The sequence below is a fragment of the Pseudomonas sp. TWI628 genome (assembly GCF_039673865.1).
Taxonomy (GTDB): Bacteria; Pseudomonadota; Gammaproteobacteria; order Pseudomonadales; family Pseudomonadaceae; genus Aquipseudomonas.
Genome location: NZ_JBDJMM010000015.1, coordinates 131,981 through 155,215, shown reverse-complemented (window position 1 = coordinate 155,215; position 23,235 = coordinate 131,981). Strand labels below are relative to the sequence as shown.

Here is a 23,235-nt window from a genome sequence, read left to right as displayed (position 1 = left end):
GGTGTCGCCGTCAGCGTCCTTGATCGTGTAGGTGAAGTTCTCCACACCATTGCCGCCACCGCCCAGGTTCTTGAAGTCCGGGGCGTTGGGGTTGAGCGTGTAGGTGTAGGAACCGTCCGCGGCGAGAACCAGTGTGCCATAGGTGCCGGTGTAGGTACCGGCGATTACCGGGCCGCCTGCCACGCGGTCAGCGCCCTGGATATCGTTGGTCAGCACATTCCCGGTCAGCTCGACTTGCTGCTCGGTCGCCTTGACCACGTTGTCATCATCGAACGCCTGCGGCGCATCATCATGGATGATCACATCCAGCAAGCCCTGGGCGACATCACCGTTACTGTCACTGACCAGGACCGGCAGGTGCTCGGTCAGCGACTTGGCCCCATCGTTCTCGATATGTTGCCCGGATGCCGTGAGCGTGTAGGTGTAACTGACCTCGCCCGTGCTCGGGTTGTAGCCGGTAATCGTCAGGATATTGCCCAGCCCGGTGGTGATCGACTGGCCAACGCCGGTCACCACACCGCCCGTCACCACGTTGATGCCACCAACACTAAGGTTGAACACGCCATCCTGAGCTACCACGGTAAAGCTGCCCTGCCGGGTCAGCGCCGCCGCATCACTGGCAGACCCCAGTGGCAGATTCGCCTCGTTCAGGTTCAGTTCACCCGGGGCGATATCCAGGCCCAGCAACGTGACTGGATGATTTTCGTCTACCGTCGGGATGGACGGTTCTGTAGGTACCGTGCCGCCGTCACCACCGACAGGCCGACCGTTGAGCGAACTGCCATTGCTGGGGTCAAGGCCGCCCACTTCGCGGTTGGCCAGCTCGGGAAAGCCATTGAAGCCTGCCGTCGGGAAGCCCACCACGGGATCGACACGGGCGCCGACTTCATCGAGCATGACGAAACTGTGGCCACCTCCCAGTGCCCCGGATGCGCTCGGGCTGCCTGACCCGGCGGCGGTCGCCTCAGCGCTCTGGGTCGGGTCGTCGCCCGCGGCAATCGCCTGCTGGATACGCTCCACATCACTCAATTGCGCGTCGCTCGGCGCTACGTCGTGGCCCGGCGCATGGGGGGCCCGGTTGGCGAGCAGGTCCGGCGTCATCTCCAGGCTGCTGTCACGGCCCAGGGTCAACTCGGCACCGTTCTGCAGGCGTACCGCCACAGCCCCTGCAGCACCCGTCTCCAGTTGCTCGCCAGCGAACAGGCGATCGCCTTCGATCAGAGGGCGCCGACTACCATCGCTGGCGACTGCGAATACCTGGCCAATTACCTTGCTGACCACACCGACTAACTTAGCCATGAGCGAACACCTCCCCTTACTGATCGGCTACATCAGCCAATGACATTGCGCAGGCAGGTGTGGGCATGGAGTCCGAAAAATCTCAACGGCGAGAATCGTTCTCTCAGGCACTACTTTGGCGATAGTAATAATGTAAATTGGCCATCAAAACCTGCCAATTTTTTGTCGCCAATACTGCTTTCACCTATCCGTTCCGCGTCCTTAGCTGTAAAAAACCTGGAACTTGCTGAAGTGCTTGTACGTCGCGCCTTGCAACGGTTCGCGAATTCACTTGAATGAAACAATGTCTTGCTTTGCATAGACCGCATAAGTTTTTTTTCGCATAGGTGTTATGAAAAAATCTTCTTAGCTCGCGCGTTAAATGTTCTTAGCTCTGTTGTTACAAACATGAAACGGTTTGAACTATAAAAATCGTCATTTTATTGGCGAAAAGCAGGATTTTTTTGTGACCAGGGAGAAGTAGCCCATGCGCGTTCTAACCCCCCTCGCCAGCGCAATGCTGGTGGCCATGGCATGCACGAACGTCGAAGCAATGTCCCTCAACGAAGCCATCCAGAGTGCCGTGGATTACCACCCGCAGATCAGCTCGAACCGCAACAGCAAGCTTTCGGCCGATGAGGATGTCAAATTCGCCCGTGGCGGCTACTACCCGACCGTGGATCTGGTGGCAGGTTATGGCCGCCAGCGCTCTGACAACCTCAACACCCGCAGTCTCAACCCGGACGGCACGACCAACCACAACAAGGAAACCCTGAACTACACACAGTCGGAACTGCGCCTGCGGCAGATGATCTTCGACGGTTTCAACACCGCCAACGAAGTGGGCCGCACCGAGGCAGTTGCGACTTCTCGGGCCTACTACACCCAGGCCGTTGCCCAGGACGTGGCCTTGCGTACCGTCGAGGTGTATCTGGAGGTACTCAAGCGCCGCGAGTTGGTAGACCTGGCCAAGAACAACCTGCAGGCACACTTGCGCGTCAACGACCAGATCGGTCTGCGCAGCGAGCGCGGCGTTGGCAGCACTGCCGACCTCGACCAGTCCCGCGCCCGTCGCGCCCTGGCAGAAAACAACCTGGACACCGCCGAAGTCGACCTCGCCGATGCCGAAGCCAACTTCTACAGCGTGGTCGGCCGCGTGCCAGACGAACTGGAAGGCCCACGGTCGATCAAGGTGGAAATACCCGCCACGCTCGACCAGGCGCGCGAAGGCATGCGCCAGAACAACCCGTACCTCAAGTCGGCCCAGGCCGACGTCAATGCCGCCGAACAGCAGTACGAAGTGGCCAAGTCGCCGTTCTACCCACGCCTGGACGCGGTGCTGGCCACCGGCGCCAACAACAACATCGGCGGCGAGCAGGGCCATGCCAACAATGACTGGCAGGCGGGCGTCGAGCTCAGTTACAACCTGTTCCGTGGCGGCAGCGACAAAGCCCGGCTGCAATCCGACGCGCACAAGATCAACCAGGCCCTGGACATCCGCAACAATGCACTGCGCGAGCTGACCGAAAACCTCAGCCTGTCCTGGAATGCCATGAACAACGCCCGCAAGCAAACCCCGACCGCACGTGAATACGCCGAGACCACCCAGCGTGTGCGCGCCGCCTATCAGGACCAGTTCGGCCTGGGCCAGCGCACCCTGCTCGACGTGCTCGACAGCGAAAACGAGCTGTACAACGCCAACCGTCGCTACACCGAAGTGCGTTACACCGAAGAGTTTTCGATGTACCGGGTGCTGGCGACCATGGGTGAACTGCTGAGCAAGCAACGCATTTCACTCCCACCAGAGGCTATCGCCAACAACGAGGTCCGGACCGAAGCCAGATTGCCCGACATGCGCTGAGCGTCGCACGCACTGGCACGGATCGCCTGCACAGCAACCCATCCACCCTGGCGGGAGTAGGCCATCGTGACCAGTATGCAAAGTGCGCAACCGCGCCCGGATGTCGATGACCCACTGCTTGATGGCCTGCTGATCCTGTGCCGGCTGCACGGCCGCCCGGCCAGCCGCGCCAGCCTGTGCAGCGGCCTGCCATTGGCCCAGCAACGCCTGGGCATGGCCTTGCTGCCGCGGGCTGCAGCGCGTGCCGGCCTGCAAGCACGGGTGCTGGCACGGGCGCTGGATGACATTTCGGCGCTCAACCTGCCCGTGCTGCTGTTGCTCGACAATGGCCGCAGCGCGGTGTTGCAACGCTGGGGCGATGACGGCCGTGCGCTGATCCTGCCCTGCGAAGCTGAAGGCGGCGAGCAATGGGTCGAGCGTGAAGCACTGCAACAGGCCTACAGTGGCCAAGCCCTGTTTGCCCGCCCCCGGCATACCCTCGAAGACGTGCGTTCACCGCTGCTGCCGCGGGTCAACGCCTGGTTCCGCGACACCCTGCGCCATTCCCGCTGGTTGTATGGCGATGCCCTGCTGGCCAGCCTGCTGATCAACCTGCTCGGCCTGATGGTGCCGCTGTTCGTCATGCAGACCTACGACCGCGTGGTGCCCAACCAGGCACTGTCGACCTTGTGGGTGCTGGTCGCCGGCCTGTTCCTGGGCACCGCTTTCGAGCTGGTGCTGCGCATGGTCCGCGCCCACTTGCTGGACCAGGCCGGCAAGAAGACCGACCTGATCCTCTCCGCCACCCTGTTCGAGCGCATCACCGGCATGGCCATGAAGGCCAAGCCCGCCACCATCGGTGGTTTCGCCCAGAGCATCCATGACTTCCAGGGCCTGCGCGAATTTCTCACCGCCGTCACCCTGACCAGCATCATCGACCTACCCTTCGTGGCCCTGATGCTGCTGGTAATCGGCCTGCTCGGTGGCTGGCTGGTATTGATTCCGCTGATTGCCTTCCCGCTGGCGGTGGGCTTTGCGCTGATCATCCAGGCCCGACTGCGCGACACCGTGCAGAAAAGCCTGAGCCTCGGCGCCGTGCGCCAGGCCCTGCTGATCGAAACCCTGGGCGGCCTGGAAACCCTCAAGGCCTGCGGCGCCGAAAGCGAACGCCAGTACCAGTGGGAGCACACCAACGCCGCCATCGCCCGCCTCGACGCCCACGCCCGCAACCTGTCGTCACTGGCCAGCAACGGCACGCTGTTCATCCAGCAGTTCTGCGGCATGGCCACCATCGTCGCCGGGGTGTACAGCATCATCGCCGGCAACCTCAGCGTCGGTGCCCTGGTCGCCAGCTACATGCTCGGCAGCCGGGTGCTTGCCCCGCTCGGCCAGATCGCCGGGCTGATCACCCGCTACCAACAGGCGCAGCTGACCATGCGCAGTACCGATGCACTGATGGCCCTGCCCCAGGAACGTCAACTCGACCAGCAAGCCCTTGAGCACACCACGCTCAAAGGTGGCCTGGCGCTGAGCCACATCACGTTCCGTTACCCGGGGCAAGTCAGCCCGGCATTGCACGATGTGAACCTGGCCATCACCCCCGGCGAGCGGATCGGCATCATCGGCCGCAGCGGCTCGGGCAAGAGCACCCTCGGGCGCCTCCTGATGGGCTTCCATCACCCCGACGAAGGCCAGGTGCTGCTGGACAACCTCGACCTACGCCAGCTGGACATCGCCGACCTGCGCAGCCAGATCGGCTACGTGGCCCACGACCTGCCGCTGCTGGCCGGCAGCCTGCGCGACAACCTGACCCTCGGCGCGCGCCACATCAGCGATGCACGCATGCTCGAAGTGGCCGAACTGACCGGCGTCAGCGAACTGGCCCGGCAACACCCCAACGGTTTCGACCGCCCGGTGGGCGAGCGCGGCCAACTGCTCTCCGGCGGCCAGCGCCAGGCTGTACTGCTGGCTCGCGCGCTGCTGCTGGAACCACCGATCCTGATCCTCGACGAACCGACCAGCCACATGGACAACAGCAGCGAAGAACAACTGCGCCAGCGCCTGCTGGCCTGGGTGCCGGGCAAGACTGTGCTGCTGGTCACCCACCGCACCTCGATGCTCAGCCTGGTGGACCGCCTGGTGGTGCTGGACAACGGCAAGGTCGTCGCCGACGGGCCGAAGGATGCGGTGGTCGACGCCTTGCGCAAGGGCCGTATCGGCTCGGCCCTGTAGGAGCTCCCCATGCCTCTCATGCAAAGCGTACGCAGCAGCCATGGCACCGAAAAACGGGCCGAACGTGACTACATGCCGGAACTGGCCGGCGCTACCTTGCAGGATTCGCCACGCCTGTCGCGCCTGACCGTGTGGCTGGCTGCGGCACTGCTGCTGGTGGCTCTGGTCTGGGCCAGCCTGGCGGTGCTCGACGAAGTGACGGTCGGCGAAGGCAAGGCGATCCCGTCGAGCAAGGTGCAGGTGGTGCAGAACCTCGAAGGCGGGATCGTCACCGAGATCTTCGTGCGCGAAGGGCAGATGGTCGAGAAAGGCGCCACGTTGCTGCGCCTGGACGACACCCGGTTCAAGTCCAACAAAGGCGAAAGCGAGGCTGACCGTTATGCCCTGACCGCCCAGGTCGAACGCCTCTCGGCAGAAGCCGAAGGCCGCCCGTTCGTGCTCTCGGACGAAGTACGCGCCAAGGCGCCCCAGGTCGCCGAAGACGAGATCGCCCTGTATAGCTCGCGCCAACGGCGCCTGGCCAGCGAAAAGCAGACCCTCAACGAACAGCTGCGGCAGAAGAACCAGGAGCTGGCCGAGTTCCGCTCCAAAGTCGATCAGTACCGTTCGGCCGTGGCACTGCTGCAGCAGGAGACGGACATGTCGGCGCCGCTGGTGAGTAAAGGTGCCATCTCCCCGGTAGAGATCCTGCGCCTCAAGCAACGCACCGTGGAGGCCCGCGGCCAGCTCAATGCCACCAGCCTGGCGATTCCCCGCGCCGAAGCGGCGATCGCCGAGATCAAGAGCAAGATCGAGGAGTCTGACGCCAGTTTCCGCTCGGACGCTGCCAAGGAGCTGAACGACAAGCGCACCGAGCTCTCCAAGATCACCGCCACCAGCATCGCCATCGACGACCGGGTCAACCGCACTACCGTGGTGTCGCCAGTGCGCGGCATCGTCAAGCTGCTGAAGGTCAACACCATCGGTGGCGTTGTGCAGCCGGGCAGTGACCTGGTGGAAATCGTGCCAATCGACGACAACCTGTTGATCGAGGCCAAGGTGCGCCCGCAGGACGTAGCCTTCCTACACCCGGGGCAACCGGCGATGGTCAAGTTCAGTGCCTATGACTACACCATCTACGGCGGGCTCAAGGCCAAGCTGGAGCTGATCAGCGCCGACACCGTCACCGATGACAAGGGCAATGCGTTCTATCTGATCCAGGTGAGGACCGAGAAGAACCACCTCGGTGGGGACAACAAGCCGTTGCTGATCATCCCTGGGATGGTGGCCACGGTAGACATCATCACCGGGCAGAAGAGCGTGCTGGATTATCTGCTCAAACCAGTGCTCAAGGCGCGAACTGAGGCGCTGCGGGAAAGGTGATTGGTTTGGATTGCGTTTGGGTTGCCAGGTGCATGTCGGGGGATTTCACAGGCGCCCATGATTGCGCTCGAACACATCAGCCCCCATCGCCTTGATCTGCCCTTCGATCAGTGCTTCGAAGGGCCGCAACAGGTCATCGAAATTCACTGGCGACTCCAACTCATTCAACGCCTGCACCACCGCCTCAATGGTCGACACCGCCCCCGGCTCCGGCGCCTTGCGCAGGCGGTAGCGAGATGGCGCCACTTCGGCCAAGGTCACCCGTGGCAGCGCGTCGAGCAGCGGATTCATGTACAGCAACTTGCGTGCCTTGCGCCAGGTGCCGTCGGGGACGATCAGCATCAATGGCCCGTCGTCCGTTTCGCCGTAGGCTGTCAGCGCTTGCGCCTGCTCACCCGGGAACAGCAGCACAGGCCGGTAGCCAGGGGTCGCCAACAGTTCGGCAAGGTCAGCGAACACTTCCCCGACCCGCAGTTCGGCATTCACCAGGCCCAGGGCGGCCAGGCGGGCGGTATTCAGGGCGTGGGCGGTTTCACTGGGGTGCTGCAGCAGCACCACACGGGTGCGGCTGTCGAGGCTGGGGATCAGCGGGCAGAGGCAATGGTCAAGCGGGCGCTGGCAGCGTTCGCAGCGGGGTCTGGGCATGGGGTTCTCCGTTGGCGGAGGGATTTTGCCACAGGCTCAACATTTGGGCCCGCTTTGCGGGCCCAAGGGCCTCAGCGGTTGAACCGCTCGGCCAGGCTATGCAGGTACTCGGCCATGCGCTCCAGGTCCTGACTGATCTCGGCCCCTTGCTTGGCCTGCCCCGCCGACTGGTCGCACAGCTGGGCAATGCGCACGATCTGCTGGTTGATGTCCTCGGCCACATGGCTCTGCTGCTCCGACGCCGTGGCCATCTGCTGGCTCATGCCGGTAATGCGGGTGACCGCCTGGGCAATCCCGGCCAGCGCCGTCTGCACGGCCTTGACACTCTGCACGCTGTCCCGCGAGATCTGCTCGCCGCGGCTGGCGGTGCTCACCGCCCGTTCGGCGCCGGCACGCAGCGAGGCGATGATCTGATGGATCTCGTCGGTGGAGGAACGTGTGCGCTGAGCCAGCGAACGTACCTCGTCGGCGACCACGGCAAAGCCCCTGCCCTGCTCGCCGGCGCGTGCCGCTTCGATCGCGGCGTTGAGCGCCAGCAGGTTGGTCTGCTCGGCAATCGAGGTGATCACGTCGACCACACTGCCGATCGACTGGGTCTGCTCGGCCAGGGCATTGACCGCCTGGCCGATGTCGCTGACCGCCTCGTTCATGCTGCCCATGGCCTTCAGGCTCTGCTGCGCAAGCTCGCTGCCGCGCTGGGCCAGTTGGTCGGCGTCACCTGCGGCATGAGCCGTGCTTTGCACATTGTGGGTGACCTCCTGGATGGTCGCGGCCATCTGCGCGATGGCCGTGGCCGACTGGTCGGTCTCGCTGCGCTGGCGGTCGAGCATCTGCGCCTGGGCATCGGACAGGTCGGCCGATTGCGCGGCGCGAGACTTTACTCCAACGCCGGCATCCACCAGGCGGGTAAGCGCGGTTTGCAAGCGCGCTTCTTCACTGATGATGGCGAGGTCGAGCTGGCCCATCAGGCCAGGGTTATCACTGTAGGTCAGGGCCACCAGGGGGCTGGTGAACGCCTTTGGGTGTTCAGCAAGCGTGCGACGGATCGGTTGGTCTTGCTGACGTTCGATCAGGTACCAGGCCACCAGCAAGCTGGTCATCAGCACACCCAGCGCCAGATAAGGTGGCAGCCAGAGGTAGCCGGCCGCCGACAGCAGGCCAGCGCCGATCAATGGCCCGCCGCCGGCCAGGCCGCGCCCGAACCGGGCAGCCCAGGGCGTCGGCGACTTGCCTGCGCGCAGCCGTGCGTACAGGGCTTCGGCACGGCGGATCTGCTCGCGGGTCGGTACCGAGCGCACCGACTCGTAGCCACTGATGCGGCCGTTCTCGTAGATCGCCGTGACATAGGCGCTGACCCAATAGTGATCGCCGTTCTTGGCGCGGTTCTTGACCACTCCCATCCAGGGTTTGCCTTGCTTGATGGTCTCCCACATATGGCCGAATACGGCGGGGGGCATGTCTGGGTGACGCACCAGGTTGTGCGTCTGGCCGACCAGTTCGTCGTAGGTAAAACCGCTGATCGCGACAAAAGCGTCGTTGCAGTAGGTGATGCGACTATCGAGGTCCGTGGTGGAGATCAGGCGCTGCTCGCGGGTAAAAGTTCTTTCGTGCTCAGTGACGGGCAAGTTCATGCGCATCTTGAACGGTCCTTCGAAGAGGGATATGAGGGGGCAGCGCAACTAAATATCTAGCAGAGCGTGGGGAGGTTAGCGGCTAATTTGAAATATTATTTAGGACATTCAGTCGGATTGTCCTACGAAACTTCACCCTTCAACCAACATTCAATTGGCTCTTGAGCAGATCCCGGAATGTTTGAATCAGCGGCTCACGACTACGCCCCCTGCGCACGATCAGCGAGAATGGCGCCTGATACCCGAAAGTGGCCGGCGATAGCACTCTGAGGTCGCCCTTGTCGACCCATGCCTGGGCGTAGTGCTCGGGCAGGTAGCCAATGTAGGCGCCCGAGAGAATCAGGATCAGCTGCGCCTCCATGCTTTCCACCGTCGCCGCACTGTGCTTGAAGCCGTGCCTGGCCAGTTCGGCCTGGCTCCAGTAGCCACGCCCCACCATGCGTTGCTGGGTCACCACCTGCTCGGGGATGCGCCGCTCGGCGAACAGCGAGTGGCGGCTGCTGCAATAAAGCCAATGCTGTTCGCGGTAAAGCGGCAGATAAAGCAAGCCACTCATGCGCGAGGAAAACGCACCAATGGCCAGGTCCAGACGGTTGTCCTGCACCCCAAGCTGCAGCTCGTAGGGGCTGGACACCGACAGGTGCAGGTGCACCGCCGGGTGTTCCTGGCTGTAGGCTCCGATGGCCTCGGCCAAGGGCAGCGCCTGATCGCCTACGGTGGAGTCGATCACCCCCAGGTTGAGGGTGCCGCGCAGCTCGCCCTTGAGCGCTGCGGCGTACTGTTCGAAACCGTCCAGCTCGGCCAGCAGGCGCAGCGTCTCCTGATGGAACAGCTCGCCCTTGCTGGTCAGGCTGAAGCCGCCACGGCCACGGTGGCACAACACGATACCCAAGGCGCCTTCGAGCTGGCTCATGTAGGTACTGATGGCCGAGGTCGACAGGTTGAGCTCGCGCTGGGCATTGGCGAACCCCTGGTGGCGCACCACGCTGACGAAGATGCGCAGCAGTTTCAGGTCGGGCAAGGTCGAGGCCATGGTGCAACGGTTCCGCAGGGGTATTTGCGCGCAGTCTAACCGCTCCTGCGCGCGTTAGTTCAGAAATTCCTGAAGTAAGTATTTGCCGGTAGCGATTCTTCCCACGCACTACCTTGCGCAGACTTGGCCGAAATGGCCCTGCCCGCCGGCATATCCAAACCTGAACGGCATGCGGCGGCCCAGGTTCGAACAAACAAAACAATCGACCGACTGATGAGGCCCACCGTGGACAAAGTTCTCCACCAACCACTGGGCGGCAACGAAATGCCGCGTTTCGGCGGCATCGCCACCATGCTCCGTCTCCCCCACCTGCAAAGCGCCCAAGGCCTTGACGCCGCGTTCATCGGCGTACCGCTGGACATCGGTACCTCGCTGCGTTCCGGCACCCGTTTCGGCCCGCGGCAGATCCGCGCCGAATCGGTGATGATCCGCCCTTACAACATGGCCACCGGTGCCGCGCCGTTCGACTCGCTGTCGGTGGCCGACATCGGTGACGTGGCCATCAACACCTTCAACCTGCTCGACGCCGTGCGCATCATCGAAGAAGCCTACGACGAGATCGTCGAGCACAACGTCATCCCGATGACCCTGGGGGGCGACCACACCATCACCCTGCCGATCCTGCGCGCCCTGCACAAGAAGCACGGCAAGATCGGCCTGGTGCACATCGACGCCCACGCCGACGTCAACGACCACATGTTTGGCGAGAAGATCGCCCACGGCACTACCTTCCGCCGCGCCGTGGAAGAGGGTCTGCTCGATTGCGACCGCGTGGTGCAGATCGGCCTGCGCGCCCAGGGCTACACCGCCGACGACTTCAACTGGAGCCGCCGTCAGGGCTTTCGCGTGGTGCAGGCCGAAGAATGCTGGCACAAGTCGCTGGAACCACTGATGGCCGAAGTGCGCGAAAAAGTCGGCGGTGGCCCGGTGTACCTGTCGTTCGACATCGACGGCATCGACCCGGCCTGGGCCCCAGGCACCGGCACCCCGGAAATCGGCGGCTTGACCACCATCCAGGCGATGGAGATCATTCGCGGCTGCCACGGCCTGGACCTGATCGGCTGTGACCTGGTCGAAGTCTCCCCGCCTTACGACACCACCGGCAACACCTCGCTGCTTGGCGCCAACCTGCTGTTCGAGATGCTCTGCGTGCTGCCAGGCGTCGTGCGTCGCTGACACCGCTGTACCCCGGCAGGAGCCATGAGGGAGGGCCATAGAGGCCCGCCAACACAAGACAAGACCGCCGGGCGCCGTGAACACGCCTGCGCGGTCGATCTCGCCATAATAAAGATAATCGGGAGACCCCCAATGGCCTTGGACATCATTGTTGTAATGATCTATACCGCCGGCATGCTCGGGCTGGGCTGGTATGGCATGCGGCGCGCAAAAACCCACGAAGACTACCTCGTGGCCGGGCGCAACCTCGGCCCGACCCTGTACATGGGCACCATGGCCACCACCGTGCTCGGCGGCGCCTCCACCGTCGGTACCGTGCGCCTGGGTTATGTACATGGCATTTCCGGCTTCTGGCTGTGTGCAGCCCTGGGCCTGGGCATCATCGCCCTCAACCTGTTCCTCGCCAAACCGCTGCTGCGCCTGAAGATCTTCACCGTCACCCAGGTGCTGGAGCGCCGCTACAACCCCATGGCCCGCCAAGCCAGCGCGGCGATCATGCTGGCCTATGCGCTGATGATCGGCGTCACCTCGACCCTGGCCATGGCAACCGTGCTGCAAGTGCTGCTCGACCTGCCCTTCTGGGCGTCGCTGCTGCTCGGCGGCGGTGTGGTGGTGATCTACTCGACCATTGGTGGCATGTGGTCGCTGACCCTCACCGACATCGTCCAGTTCGTGATCAAGACCGTTGGCCTGATGTTCATCCTGCTGCCCATCTGCCTGTACAAGGCCGGTGGCTGGGATACCCTGGTGGCCAAGTTGCCGGCGGCCAGCTTCAGCTGGACCACCATCGGCTGGGACACCATCATCACCTACTTCCTGATCTACTTCTTCGGCATCCTGATCGGCCAGGACATCTGGCAGCGGGTATTCACTGCCCGTGACGAGAAGGTCTGCCAGCGCGCCGGCACCACCGCAGGCGTGTACTGCGTGCTGTACGGCCTGGCGTGCGCCCTGATCGGCATGTCCGCCCATGTGCTGATGCCGGACCTGGCCAACCCGAACAATGCCTTTGCCGAGATGATCAAAGGCCAGCTGCCCGAAGGCATTCGTGGCCTGCTGATGGCGGCAGCCCTGGCGGCCATGATGTCGACTGCCAGTGCCGGCCTGCTGGCGGCCTCGACCACCCTGACCGAAGACCTGCTGCCCAAGCTGCGTGGCGGCAAGCAGTCGAGCCTGGGCGTCAGCCGCCTGTTCACCCTGATCACCGGCCTGGTGGTGCTGGGCATCGCCATGGCGGTGAACGATGTGATCAGCGCCCTGACCCTGGCTTACAACCTGCTGGTCGGCGGCATGCTGATCCCGCTGATCGGTGCGATCTTCTGGAAGCGTGCAACCACCGCAGGCGCCATCGCCAGCATGTCGCTGGGCTTTGCCACTGCACTGTTCTTCATGTTCAAGGACGGGCTGGATGCCAACACGCCGATCTACTACAGCCTGGCGGTTGGCCTGGTGAGCTTCGTGCTGGTGAGCGTGCTGTCGCGCAAGCCGGTGGGTGAAGTGAAGCTGGCCTGATCAGGGCGAAACCGCAGAAACAAAGAGGCCGCAGCATCTGACAGATGCTGCGGCCTTTTGCATTTCAGCGACGACGCGGCTGGCGCTTGCGCTGCTCTTCATCAGTCGGGATCGGCACCGGCTGCAAGGGTGGTGGAATCAGCCCCAAAGCGACGGCCAGGTCGTGGAGCCAGTTGAACATTTGGTTTTTCATAATGCCCCCTTGACGGGTCAGCCTCACGGCAATTCAATCCTGCGATGTTTCATACAGATCATAGTCCGATGTCCTGTACTACGCATGCTCTTGTTCCTACAGATATGGGCTAGTTTGACGCGGATCAAGCGGAAACGGCGCATTCCGACGACTGGTTAATCGTTTCGCTTTGTTGCAGGTCGATCCAGGCCTGCAAATTCGCCCCGCACATGCCCTGGCGCCACATCAACCAGGTTTGCGCGTGATCGAATGGCGACTGCAGGCGATGGGCGCGAACCCGATCACGCCCGGGCAGGCTGTCGAGCATCGATTGCGCCATCAAGGCCACCCCCGCCCCAGCGATCACACAGGCCAGCATGCTCTGGTACGACTCGATTTCCATCACCCGGCCCATCGGCGTGTGGTCATGGGCATACCAGGCCTCCAGCCGCATCCGGTAGGAACAGCCCTGGCGGAAAGTGAACACTGCCTTGCCCGCCACGTCCTTGGCACTGCGCACCCGCGGGTGTTCCGGGCTGGTAATCAGTACCAGCACTTCATCGCACAGCGGCACACCATCCAGCCCGGCCAGGCTTGGCGGGCCGTCCACCAGTGCCGCATCCAGACGATGGCTGAGCAGGCCTTCAAGCAGGTCGCCGCTTGGAGCGGCCTGTACCTGCAGGTTCACCGCCGGGTATTGCTGGTGGTAGCGCGCCAACAGCGCCGGCAAGTGGATGGCGGCAGTGCTGTACATGGTGCCCAGCACGAACTCGCCGGCCGGCTGGCCGCCTTGGACTGCCGCAACGGCTTCATCACGCAGCGCCGCCAGGCGGTTGGCGTAATCCAGCAGCACCTTGCCGGCGGGCGACAGCTGCAGGCGCTGGCGTTCACGCAGGAACAGCTCCACCCCCAATTGCTCTTCGAGCTGGCGCAGGCGCGTCGACAGGTTCGACGGCACCCGGTGCAGGCGCTCAGCGGCGCGGGTTACCGAACCTTCCTCGGCCACGGCCTGGAAGATGCGCAGTTGGCTGAACTCCATGACATTCTCCAAAACAGAACAACTTGATCATCATTATTCAATTTTATTGAAAGTAAAAGCGCCCTAACCTGCCATCCATCGCATTGATTCGCGCAGGAGAGTCCTCATGTCGCCGCTCGTACAACTGCTGGCCAGCGCCGTGGCCCTGATGATGGCCATGGGCATTGGCCGCTTCGCCCTCACCCCGCAACTGCCGCAACTGATCGCCGAAGGCCAGTTCGACCTGACCGCCGCCGGGCTGGTGGCGGCAGCCAACTACCTGGGTTACTTTCTCGGCGCCGTGGACGCCATGTACGCCCGTCGGCCGAACCAGGTGAAACTGCGCCTGCACGGCGGCCTGTGGCTGTGCGTGCTGCTGACCCTGGCCTCCTGGGCTGCGCACGGCTTCTGGAGCCACCTGCTGCTGCGCTTCGGGACTGGCGTGGCCAGTGCCTGGGTGCTGGTGATGATCACCAGCCTCAGCCAGCAAGTCGCCAATGCCCACAATCGCCAGCGCCTGGGGGCGCTGGTGTTCGCCGGGCCTGGGCTGGGTATTGCGCTGACGGGTTTGCTGGCGTTGGCTGCGCACCTGCTGGGGCTTGGCTCGGCGGCACTCTGGTTGGTCTATGCCGTTGCAGCGCTGGTCATGCTGCTGGCCGTGCGCCCTTGGCTGCCTCGCGCCCTGCAACCTGCAAGGGTGCCCGCCGCCGCGCAGCAGGGCCCGAGCCGCAGCGTCGGCATCGGTCGCCTGGGCCTGGTCTATGCCCTGTACGGTGTGGGCTACATCCTGCCGGCTACCTTCCTGTCGCAGATGGCCAACCAGCAGTTTAGCGGCAACTGGATGGCCGACCTGTTCTGGCCTGCGTTCGGCCTGGCGGCGGCGCTGGGTGTGGTACTGGTAAGCCTGCGCCGGGCAGGCCGTACTTCGGCCTGGCTGACGGTCACCCTGTGGTTGCAAGGGTTAGGGGTGCTGGCCTGCCTGATGGGCGGTGGCGTTGGCCTGGCCCTGGGCGTGGTGCTGTGCGGCGGGCCCTTCCTGGCGTGCATGCAGCTGGTAATGCAGCGCTCGCGGGAACTGGCGCCGCAGGCCACGCAGCGCAACGCCGGGCTGCTGACCGCGTGCTTTGCCCTGGGGCAGTTGAGCGGGCCATTGCTGGCGGCGCTGAGCAACCACTACAGCGGGAGTTTGCAGCCGGCGCTGGTGCTGGCTGCAGTGGGCCTGGGGGTGGCGGGCGTGCTGGTGCTGAGCCGGGGACGCCGCCTGCAGGGTTGCCAGGCTGCGCCGCAGAGCGCCGCTTAACCCACAAACTTGCGCAGTTGCTGTTTCACCCAAGGCTCGGCACTCACCAGGATTACCCCCAGCAGCACCATCAACGCCCCCAATACGAAGTTCGCACTCAACGGCTCGCCCAGCAGGACCACGCCAAAGGTCACGCCAAACAACGGTGTGATGAACGAAAACACCGCCAGGTTGGAGGCCAGGTACTTGCGCAACAACCAGAACCAGGTCAGGTAGCTGACAAACGACACCACGATCCCCTGGAACAGCACACTGCCCACCGCCAGCGGCGTCAATGTCACTTCACCGACCTGCCCACTGAGCAGAGCGATCAGCAGCAAGCCGGCAAAGCCCACCGCCAACTGGTAGAACAAGGTCAAGGTGGCGGGCGCCTCCGAAAGGCGCGAGCCACGTACCACCACCGTGGTCGCGCCCCAGGCCAGCCCGGCGAGCACGCCAAAGGCGTCGCCCAGCAGCATCCGCCCATCCATTTCGGCGAACGACAGGCCGCCAGCAAAGGCCACTGCAATTCCGCCGAAGGCCAGCAGAATGCCCAGCCACTGCAACAACCGCAGCCGCTCGCTGGGCAACATGAAGTGCAGGCCCAGCGCCGTAAACACGGGCGCGGTATAGAGGAACACCGACATGTGCGCTGCGGAAGTCAGCTTCAGGCCTTCGGCGATGAACAGGAACTCCAGCCCGAACAATCCACCGGCCACGAGCCCTGCCCGCCAGGTACTGCCCACCTGTTCCCAGCCGCCGCGCCAGCAGATCATCAACCCCACCAGCACAGCGGCGATGCAATTGCGCAGGGCGGCCTGCATCACCGGTGCAATATCCACCGCCGCCGTCTTGATCAGCACCTGCTGGCAGCCCCAGATCAGGCACAACCCCAACATCACCTGGAAGGCAAAGGCGTCAGGATTCTTGCGGGCCGCGCTCATGGGCGGGCCTTTTCGGTGGTCGAGGGCATCGGCAAGGTCTCGGCAGTAATCAAGGAATACCGATTATCGGGTTTCCTGGCCCGCCCGTGCCAGCCTCAAAACGACCTCAAGCGATCTGGGCCTTGGCCGACACCTGCTCGAAGGTGGTTTCATCCAGCCCGTCTTCCTGCTCATCGAGCACTTGGCGCGGGTGCTCGAAGCCGGGGATGCTGCTGTCGATCAGGCTGAGCAACCGCGAACCACGCTCGGTGAGCACGAAGTTTTCGCCATTGCCGCCGTCTTCTTGCTCACGGCTTTCGATGAAACCGCGCTCGAACAGCAGCTTTTCGTACTCGCAGGCACGGGTCTTCAGGTGGTCTAGGTCACCCACCGGCTGGCCCTTGGCAGCCAGCGCGGCAGCGTGCTGCTCGGCATAGGGGCGTGGCGTGAAGCTGTGACCGGCGCCGTTCTGCACCTCGTGCAGCAAACGCTCGATCAGGTCCCAGTCGTAGGTGCTGCTCATGGAGAGGGTCTCCTGCTGTGGACAAAGGGGGTACACAGGTTGGGACCGGTTGGCAAGCGGTAGTGTTCCAAAAGAGTGAGCTGGCAAAAGAGACCGGGCTTTCTCGTGAGCAGCTTTATCGCTCCTTCAGCGAGCATGGCAAGCCGACTCTGAAATCCTTTTTGGTCGTGATGAAGGCGCTGGGTATCGAAATGACTGCCAAACCGCATGTGGCCCATTGATACTCCAACAAAAGCTCAATCACTCCCCTGTCTGACGCCGCTCATGGACAAGGTTTCCGAAAAGGCTCGGATGTAAGCGCTGCGAAACCTATCAGCGCTGGCGTAGTTGTGCTTGCATGTACTGACGCAGCAGGTGGTTTATCCGGGTCTGATATCCAGCCCCCTGCTCCTTGAACCAGGCAAGAACATCAGAGTCCAGGCGTATGGTAACCGTCTGCTTGGCTGGAACTCGCAGTTCGGCCTCGCGGAAGAAGTCTTCTCCAAGCTCGGGGATATCAGAGGTATCGATATCCTTGTCGCCCTGTTGAGCCAGGCGGCTCCAATCAGTTTTCGATGCTTTGGTCATAATGTTTGGCCTCCCATCTGGTGGCTTTTCGCGCAGAGATGATGCGAATGACGTCACCCTGCCTTTCTGTGTACACGACCACACCTATCAAGCATTTCAGCCAGCCCAGGCTGACCCAGCGTTCCTCATCGTGGTCCGGACAATCATCCCGACGAATCAGCATCGGGTGGTTGAACATATCCGGAACATCGCAGAAATCGATGCCGTGCTTGCGGATGTTGATCTCGTTCTTCGCATCGTCCCATTCAAAAAACATGGGACGCTCCGTATTTACAGTTGTACATACGATACCTCCTGATCGGAGGCAAGACTAGGGGCCAACCGCAAGCCCTTCAATAGCCAATGGAGGGTTTAGGAAAAGGACTACAGCTTGTGACTGAATCGGACATGCGGCTTCGCCTGAGCGGGCGGCGTGTGAATCATGGGGCGCTGGCCGAAAGTCGTCGACGCTGAACCAATCGTTGCAAACAGACCTCCACCAGACATCATCACCGCAGGAGGTAAAACGGATGAAATCGCTGCTGCGCATTGCCTGTGTCACAACCCTGTGCTGCGCCCTGCCCGCCTGGGCCTGCACGCCGGAAGAGGCGACTCAGAAACGTGAAGAGTTGGCCGGGCTGGTCAGTCAACTGACCGAACAAAACCCGCAGAAGGCCAAGGAGATCAATGCTGAGCTCCAGGGAATGGAGCTGGGGACGGCGAGCAAGGACTTGCCCGACAAGTGTCAGCTGATCGACAAAAGGATCAAGGAACTGAAGGAAGCTGAGAAAAAAGCTGAGTGAGCGATGAAGGCTGATGGGCCTATCGCCGGCAAGCCGGCGCTAGGCCCTTGACCAGACTTACTCAGCCGCCGGCTTGCGCTTCTTCAGCGGGGCCAGGCCATCGGCGCTGGCCAGTGGCGCATTCGGCCGTGGCTTGGCGGTCGGCTTGCGCTTGGCGGCGGCCTTCTTCTCGCCAGTCTTCTTGTCGACCTTCTTCTTCTTGGCACCCACCGCCTTGCCCGAAGCCTTGACCTTCTTCGGCCCGCTGTAGGTGCCTTTGACTTCCTTGATCACCCGGCGCTCGAACTGCTGCTTGAGGTAGCGCTCGATGCTGGACATCAGGTTCCAGTCATTGTGGGTGATCAGCGAAATCGCCAGGCCTTCGCCACCAGCACGGCCGGTACGGCCCACACGGTGCACGTACTCGTCACCGCTGCGTGGCATGTCGAAGTTGATCACCAGGTCCAGGCCGTCGATGTCCAGGCCGCGGGCCGCCACGTCGGTGGCCACCAGCACCTTGGAGCTGCCCTGCTTGAAGCGCTCGATGGCCAGCTTGCGGTCCTTCTGGTCTTTCTCGCCGTGCAGCACGAAGGCCTTCACGTCCTTGGCCACCAGGTGGCCGTAGATGCGGTCGGCCAGGGCGCGGGTGTTGGTGAAGATGATCGCCTTGTCGAAGGTCTCGTTGGCCAGCAGCCACTGCACGATCTGCTCTTTGTGCTGGTCGTGGTCAGCGGTGATGACCTGCTGGCGGGTGCCTTCGGCCAGCTGCGAGACGCTGTTGAGCATCAGGTGCTCAGGGTCTTTCAGGACCTTGCCGATGATGTCGCGCAGGGCCGCACCACCGGTGGTGGCGGAGAACAGCAGGGTCTGCTCGCGGTTCTCGCACTCCTTGCACAGGCGCTCCATGTCTTCGGCGAAGCCCATGTCGAGCATGCGGTCGGCTTCGTCGAGGATCAGCACCTGCACGTGGGACAGGTCGAGGTTGCCGGCGTTGAGCTGTTCGAGCAGGCGGCCCGGGGTGCCGATCAGCACGTCCGGCACCTTGCGCAGCATGGCGGCCTGCTCCTTGAAGTCTTCACCGCCGGTGACCAGGCCGGCCTTGATGTAGGTGAACTGCGAGAACAGCTGCACTTGCTTGAGGGTCTGCTGGGCCAGCTCGCGGGTCGGCAGCAGGATCAGCGAGCGGATTTCGACACGCCCGCCTTTCAGGTCGACCAGGCGGTTGAGCAGCGGCAGGACGAACGCCGCGGTCTTGCCGCTGCCGGTCTGCGCGGTCACACGCAGGTCGCGCCCTTGCAGGGCCAGGGGGATGGCCGCGGCCTGCACCGGGGTTGGCTCGACAAATTTAAGCTCGGCCACGGCTTTAAGCAGGCGTTCATGCAGGGCGAATTGGGAGAACACGGAGGTAACCTCAGGCAAGTGCGGGAAATTCAGTTGCATAGGGTAACGTTTTCTGCCGCCTTAGCCGAATTTCTTTTGGCAACTTCGTCGGCTTCCGCGCTCTAATGGCGCTTCGTTTCGCTGTAAAAGACCGGTTACAAGCTTATGGACATCCAACGCATCTGGCGTGACAGCCTCGACCTGTGGGGCACCCTCGACCAACATCCACTGTTGCATGCCGCGATCGGCCTGGCCGTGCTGCTGCTGATTTCACTGGTGCTCGGGCGCCTGGCGCGCTTCCTGGTGCTGCACAGCGCCCGCCTGCTGGCGCGGCAGTCGGCGCTGAAGTGGCTGGACGACCTGCGCCACAACAAAGTCCTCCATCGCCTGGCCCAGACCATCCCGTCGCTGGTGATCCAGTTCGGCCTGAAGCTGGTGCCGGAGCTGTCCGACACCGCCCAGCACTTCCTCGGCAACCTTGCCCTGGCCTTCACCCTGCTGTTCATGACCATGGCCCTGTCGTGCCTGCTCGATGCCCTGCTGGACATCTACGCCCGCACCGAACACGCCCGCACCCGCTCGATCAAGGGCTACGTGCAACTGGCCAAGATGATGCTGTGGATCTTCGCCTCGATCGTCATCGTCGCTACCTTGATCGACCGCTCGCCACTGTTGCTGCTGTCGGGCCTGGGTGCGATGTCGGCGGTGCTGCTGTTGGTGTACAAGGACACCCTGCTGTCGTTCGTCGCCAGTGTGCAGCTGACCAGCAACGACATGCTGCACGTGGGCGACTGGATCGAAATGCCGCAGGTGGGTGCCGATGGTGATGTGGTCGATATCACCCTGCACACCGTGAAAGTACAGAACTTCGATAAAACCATCGTTTCGATCCCGACCTGGCGCCTGATGAGCGAGTCGTTCCGCAACTACCGCGGCATGCAGCAGTCCGGTGGCCGGCGCATCAAGCGCAGCCTGTTCATCGATGCCGCAGGCGTGCGCTTCCTGACCCCGGACGAGGAACAGCGCCTGAGCCAGGTGAGCCTGCTGGGCGACTACCTGGCCGGCAAGCGCCAGGAGCTGCAGCGCTGGAACGAGGCGCTGGGGCCTGTGCCAGAACTTTCGGCCAACCGCCGCAAGCTGACCAACATCGGCACCTTCCGCGCGTTTGCCCTGGCTTACTTGAAGAACCACCCCAACGTGCACCCGAACATGACCTGCATGGTCCGGCAGATGCAGACCACCGCCGAAGGCGTGCCGCTGGAGATCTACTGCTTTACCACCACCACGGTGTGGGCGGATTACGAGCGGATTCAGGGGGATATCTTCGATTACCTGCTGGCGGTGTTGCCGGAATTTGGCTTGAGCCTATACCAGCAGCCGAGTGGCAATGACATGCGCGTGGGGCTGGCGGGGCGCACGGCACCCGAGCCGATGCCGCGCCGCCTTGAAGAAATGCACGAAGTTTGAGATTGCCGGGGCTGCGTTGCAGCCCCTTCTCTCTCAAGGCCGAGTCAAATGCCTAGCTTGCCAAAAGCGCTTTGCTTTCCCGTGCGCTGACCATGCAGTACAGCGCACCGGCCAGGATCAAGCCCATCGCCCAACTGATGTCCGCCCCCAGCCACTCGGCCACGAAGCCCGTGTAGAACGACAGCTTCATGAACGGGATGGTACCGATGATCGACACCGCATACACCGCCAGGCTTCGACGATTGAAGCAGCCGTAAGGCCCCTTGGCGTCGTACAGCGCCCCCACGTCATACTGGCCCCGGCACACCCAGTAGTAATCCACCAGGTTGATCGCGCTCCAGGGGATCAACAAGTACAACTGGCCGATCAGGATGTCAGCAAAGAACGTATCGAAATTGTATTGGGTAGCGATGGCAATCAGCGTTGCCGCAGCGGTAAGGCCCGCCATCACCAGCGCCTTGGCAGTCGCGGTCACGCGCCTGATAGTCTTGAAAGCACCGAAGATCGTGACCGACGACATGTAGGCGCTGTACAGGCACAGGACGTTGTACTGGATCACCCCCAGCGCAATCACGGCCAGTGCCAACGGCGCCCACGGGCCAAACAACCCGGCAATCGCCGTCGCAGGGTCATGCCCCAGTGCCGAGGGAAGCGCCACGGCCACCAGCGCGCCCAACGCCATCATGGCGAAGGAGCCCAGCGCACAACCGCAATAGGTGGCCCAGAACGTGGCGCGCGGGTTGACGTTGGCCGGCAGGTAGCGCGAATAATCCGCCACATAGGGGCCATAGCCCAACGTCCAGGAGGCGGCCTGGGCCACGATCAGGTTGAAGGCGGTGAACGAAAAGCCCGTCGTCACTGCCGTCGTGCCTGCCATGTCGCCAGGGTGCAGCAGGATCAGCACCAGGGCGCCGGCAAACACCAGCGTGGACAGCAGGCTCATCCACGCCCCCAGGCGGTGGATCAGCTCGTAACCGACAAAACCGATGATGAAGGTCAGCACGCCGACCACCACGATGGCCTGGTCGTCGCTCATGGGCACCAGCGCCTGCACGGCGTTACGCATCAGCACGCCGCTGGCGGCAAGGAACAGTACAGCGGCCGTGACCATCACCAGCAACGGCAGCGCCGCGCCATGGACACCGAACTGGGCGCGGCTCTGGATCATCTGTGGCACGCCCAGGTGCGGCCCCTGGGCAGAGTGCGCGGCCATGAACACGGTGCCGATCAGGTTACCGACCAACAGGCCCAGCAAGGTCCAGGCAAAACTCAGCCCCGATGCAACGCCCAGGGTGCCGACCATCAGTGCGGTTATCTGGAAGTTGGAGCTGAACCAGATGGTGAACAATCGTTTAGGCGTGCCATAACGCTCAGCGTGTGGGACGAATTCGATACTTCGCGTTTCTAGCTTCACGCCGGTCTCCCGATTTTATTTTCATGATTATCGGGTAGGCGCCGGCCAGGTTTGGGTTCATTAGCGAACGCGTCTTAGCTACCTGCGCCATGCCTTGCCTGAGAACGTCAGGTTTCCCAAGCGGCTCATCCACACCGACGCCAGGATCACCGCCCCGCCGATGAACAGCCTGCCCAATGGCTCGGGGTGGATCCAGATAAAGAATTTGGCTTGTGATAGTCGGGGGCTGCTCTGCAGCCCATTCGCGGGTAAACCCGCGCCCACAGGTAAAGCGCAGCGCTCAGGCTTGCGGAGACCCTGTGGGAGCGGGTTTACCCGCGAAGAGGCCCTTAGCTATCCGGCATAACCCAACAGGTAAAGCAGTCAGATCAAGGTCACCAGGGTAGCCGCGGTCGGCAATTTCAATGGGTTTTCATCATGCCCAGTTCGGCATCATCGAGCAGGGCCTTGGCCATGGCACAGAGGTAGTGCGAGGCCCAAAGTAGCTGGGGTTTGTCTTCCATCAGGCCGTCGATGGAAAGGTCGCGGGCATAGCCCATCAGTTCTGAAGCTTGTTCGCGGGCGCTTTGGCAAGGAATGCCGGGCTCGATGCGAAACAGTGGATGGGTCTGCTTTTCACCTTGGTAGAAGGTGGTTTTGCCGACGGTGAATTTTGTTTCTCCGGTGTCCATTGGTTCATCTCCCTGAAGTTGTAGATGCCTGGGATGCCCCGATTGCCGGCAAGCCGGGCTCACACAGGGGCAGCCTCAGGCAAATCATGATGCGGCTTAATGCAATGTCTGCGGGTCAGCTGGCTTTTGGACTTGAGCCAACGCTGATTCGAGCAACCTGCGCAGGGTGTCCAGCTCGTGCATCGACGTCATCATCAACACCGAAACAGGTGACTTCGGCTGCATCAAAACGGCTTGCTGAGCGACCGCTTCAGCACATAGCGCGTAGTCCGCAGCCAACAGCAGCGTGTCTTCCAGGGAGTGGAGATTGTAGGGCGGATCGGGGACTATCTTCAGCATGGTGTAACCCTC

The 23,235-nt window shown here is 62.7% G+C and carries 22 protein-coding genes and 1 pseudogene; 9 read left to right on the top strand and 14 right to left on the bottom strand.

Annotation, left to right across the window (positions count from 1 at the left end; genetic code table 11):
* Positions 1-1,299 (bottom strand): retention module-containing protein (locus ABE528_RS14000; protein WP_346653279.1); only part of this gene is annotated, 1,299 nt, incomplete at its 3' end.
* A gap of 466 nt (positions 1,300-1,765) precedes the next feature.
* Between ABE528_RS14000 and ABE528_RS13995 the strand changes: the two genes are divergently transcribed.
* The 3 genes from ABE528_RS13995 (at position 1,766) to ABE528_RS13985 (ending at position 6,712) form a co-directional block, all read left to right on the top strand.
* Positions 1,766-3,139, top strand: a complete 1,374-nt coding sequence (locus tag ABE528_RS13995; RefSeq protein WP_346653278.1) for a TolC family outer membrane protein — start codon at positions 1,766-1,768, stop codon at positions 3,137-3,139.
* A 75-nt stretch (positions 3,140-3,214) separates the two neighbouring features.
* The gene (locus ABE528_RS13990; RefSeq protein WP_346653281.1) at positions 3,215-5,350 is read left to right on the top strand and encodes a type I secretion system permease/ATPase; all 2,136 of its coding nucleotides are present in this window, start codon (positions 3,215-3,217) and stop codon (positions 5,348-5,350) included.
* 9 nt (positions 5,351-5,359) lie between these two features.
* Positions 5,360-6,712: an HlyD family type I secretion periplasmic adaptor subunit gene (locus ABE528_RS13985; protein WP_346653277.1), complete on the top strand. Its 1,353-nt coding sequence runs from the start codon at positions 5,360-5,362 to the stop codon at positions 6,710-6,712.
* Between the two features lie 45 nt (positions 6,713-6,757).
* On the opposite strand, the gene ABE528_RS13980 is transcribed toward ABE528_RS13985, so the two are convergent.
* From ABE528_RS13980 to ABE528_RS13970, 3 genes are all read right to left on the bottom strand, one after another.
* The gene (locus tag ABE528_RS13980) at positions 6,758-7,357 is read right to left on the bottom strand and encodes a DTW domain-containing protein (protein WP_346653276.1); all 600 of its coding nucleotides are present in this window, start codon (positions 7,355-7,357) and stop codon (positions 6,758-6,760) included.
* Between the two features lie 71 nt (positions 7,358-7,428).
* Positions 7,429-8,994 (bottom strand): PAS domain-containing methyl-accepting chemotaxis protein, encoded by a 1,566-nt coding sequence (locus ABE528_RS13975; protein WP_346653275.1) that lies wholly within the window; start codon positions 8,992-8,994, stop codon positions 7,429-7,431.
* A 133-nt stretch (positions 8,995-9,127) separates the two neighbouring features.
* Positions 9,128-10,021, bottom strand: coding sequence for a LysR family transcriptional regulator (locus tag ABE528_RS13970; RefSeq protein ID WP_152953938.1), 894 nt, complete (start codon positions 10,019-10,021; stop codon positions 9,128-9,130).
* A 225-nt stretch (positions 10,022-10,246) separates the two neighbouring features.
* Between ABE528_RS13970 and speB the strand changes: the two genes are divergently transcribed.
* Both speB and ABE528_RS13960 read left to right on the top strand, forming a co-directional pair.
* The gene (gene speB / locus ABE528_RS13965; RefSeq protein WP_008090804.1) at positions 10,247-11,197 is read left to right on the top strand and encodes an agmatinase; all 951 of its coding nucleotides are present in this window, start codon (positions 10,247-10,249) and stop codon (positions 11,195-11,197) included.
* 132 nt (positions 11,198-11,329) lie between these two features.
* A complete protein-coding gene (locus ABE528_RS13960; protein ID WP_152953940.1) occupies positions 11,330-12,709 on the top strand; it encodes a sodium:solute symporter in 1,380 nt (459 codons plus the stop codon).
* 64 nt (positions 12,710-12,773) lie between these two features.
* Here ABE528_RS13960 and ABE528_RS13955 read toward each other — a convergent pair whose 3' ends face one another.
* Positions 12,774-12,902 carry a PA1414 family protein gene (locus tag ABE528_RS13955; RefSeq protein WP_256215799.1) on the bottom strand — a complete coding sequence of 43 codons (129 nt, stop codon included), beginning with the start codon at positions 12,900-12,902 and terminating at the stop codon, positions 12,774-12,776.
* Positions 12,903-13,026: 124 nt separating this feature from the next.
* A complete protein-coding gene (locus ABE528_RS13950) occupies positions 13,027-13,920 on the bottom strand; it encodes a LysR family transcriptional regulator (protein ID WP_152953941.1) in 894 nt (297 codons plus the stop codon).
* 106 nt (positions 13,921-14,026) lie between these two features.
* Between ABE528_RS13950 and ABE528_RS13945 the strand changes: the two genes are divergently transcribed.
* Positions 14,027-15,199 carry an MFS transporter gene (locus tag ABE528_RS13945; protein ID WP_346653274.1) on the top strand — a complete coding sequence of 391 codons (1,173 nt, stop codon included), beginning with the start codon at positions 14,027-14,029 and terminating at the stop codon, positions 15,197-15,199.
* On the opposite strand, the gene ABE528_RS13940 is transcribed toward ABE528_RS13945, so the two are convergent.
* A complete protein-coding gene (locus ABE528_RS13940; protein ID WP_346653273.1) occupies positions 15,196-16,122 on the bottom strand; it encodes a DMT family transporter in 927 nt (308 codons plus the stop codon). The genes ABE528_RS13945 and ABE528_RS13940 overlap by 4 nt on opposite strands.
* A gap of 106 nt (positions 16,123-16,228) precedes the next feature.
* On the bottom strand, positions 16,229-16,624 hold the full coding sequence (locus ABE528_RS13935) for a transcriptional regulator (protein ID WP_152953944.1): 396 nt from the start codon (positions 16,622-16,624) through the stop codon (positions 16,229-16,231).
* Between the two features lie 74 nt (positions 16,625-16,698).
* Here ABE528_RS13935 and ABE528_RS13930 point away from each other — a divergent pair.
* Positions 16,699-16,845 (top strand): annotated as a pseudogene (locus tag ABE528_RS13930) (addiction module antidote protein); the annotation flags it as partial.
* A gap of 91 nt (positions 16,846-16,936) precedes the next feature.
* On the opposite strand, the gene ABE528_RS13925 reads toward ABE528_RS13930, so the two are convergent.
* Both ABE528_RS13925 and ABE528_RS13920 read right to left on the bottom strand, forming a co-directional pair.
* A complete protein-coding gene (locus ABE528_RS13925) occupies positions 16,937-17,191 on the bottom strand; it encodes a BrnA antitoxin family protein (protein ID WP_152953945.1) in 255 nt (84 codons plus the stop codon).
* Entirely contained in the window at positions 17,169-17,447 is a 279-nt protein-coding gene (locus tag ABE528_RS13920) for a BrnT family toxin (protein ID WP_152953946.1), read from the bottom strand. Before ABE528_RS13920 ends, ABE528_RS13925 begins: the two co-directional genes overlap by 23 nt.
* A gap of 253 nt (positions 17,448-17,700) precedes the next feature.
* On the opposite strand from ABE528_RS13920, the gene ABE528_RS13915 reads away from it, so the two are divergent.
* Complete coding sequence (locus ABE528_RS13915) at positions 17,701-17,973, top strand: hypothetical protein (protein WP_152953947.1); 273 nt, start codon at positions 17,701-17,703, stop codon at positions 17,971-17,973.
* 57 nt (positions 17,974-18,030) lie between these two features.
* On the opposite strand, the gene ABE528_RS13910 is transcribed toward ABE528_RS13915, so the two are convergent.
* Complete coding sequence (locus ABE528_RS13910; protein WP_060513157.1) at positions 18,031-19,392, bottom strand: DEAD/DEAH box helicase; 1,362 nt, start codon at positions 19,390-19,392, stop codon at positions 18,031-18,033.
* A gap of 105 nt (positions 19,393-19,497) precedes the next feature.
* Between ABE528_RS13910 and ABE528_RS13905 the strand changes: the two genes are divergently transcribed.
* On the top strand, positions 19,498-20,799 hold the full coding sequence (locus ABE528_RS13905) for a mechanosensitive ion channel family protein (protein WP_346653272.1): 1,302 nt from the start codon (positions 19,498-19,500) through the stop codon (positions 20,797-20,799).
* 52 nt (positions 20,800-20,851) lie between these two features.
* Here the strand turns inward: ABE528_RS13905 and ABE528_RS13900 are convergent, their stop codons facing one another.
* The 3 genes from ABE528_RS13900 to ABE528_RS13890 all read right to left on the bottom strand — a co-directional run bounded on the left by ABE528_RS13900 (position 20,852) and on the right by ABE528_RS13890 (position 23,223).
* Positions 20,852-22,213, bottom strand: coding sequence for a cytosine permease (locus ABE528_RS13900; protein WP_346653271.1), 1,362 nt, complete (start codon positions 22,211-22,213; stop codon positions 20,852-20,854).
* Between the two features lie 401 nt (positions 22,214-22,614).
* Positions 22,615-22,884: a DUF3077 domain-containing protein gene (locus ABE528_RS13895; protein WP_346653270.1), complete on the bottom strand. Its 270-nt coding sequence runs from the start codon at positions 22,882-22,884 to the stop codon at positions 22,615-22,617.
* Between the two features lie 96 nt (positions 22,885-22,980).
* Positions 22,981-23,223 carry a hypothetical protein gene (locus ABE528_RS13890; RefSeq protein ID WP_346653269.1) on the bottom strand — a complete coding sequence of 81 codons (243 nt, stop codon included), beginning with the start codon at positions 23,221-23,223 and terminating at the stop codon, positions 22,981-22,983.
* Positions 23,224-23,235: the final 12 nt, after the last annotated feature.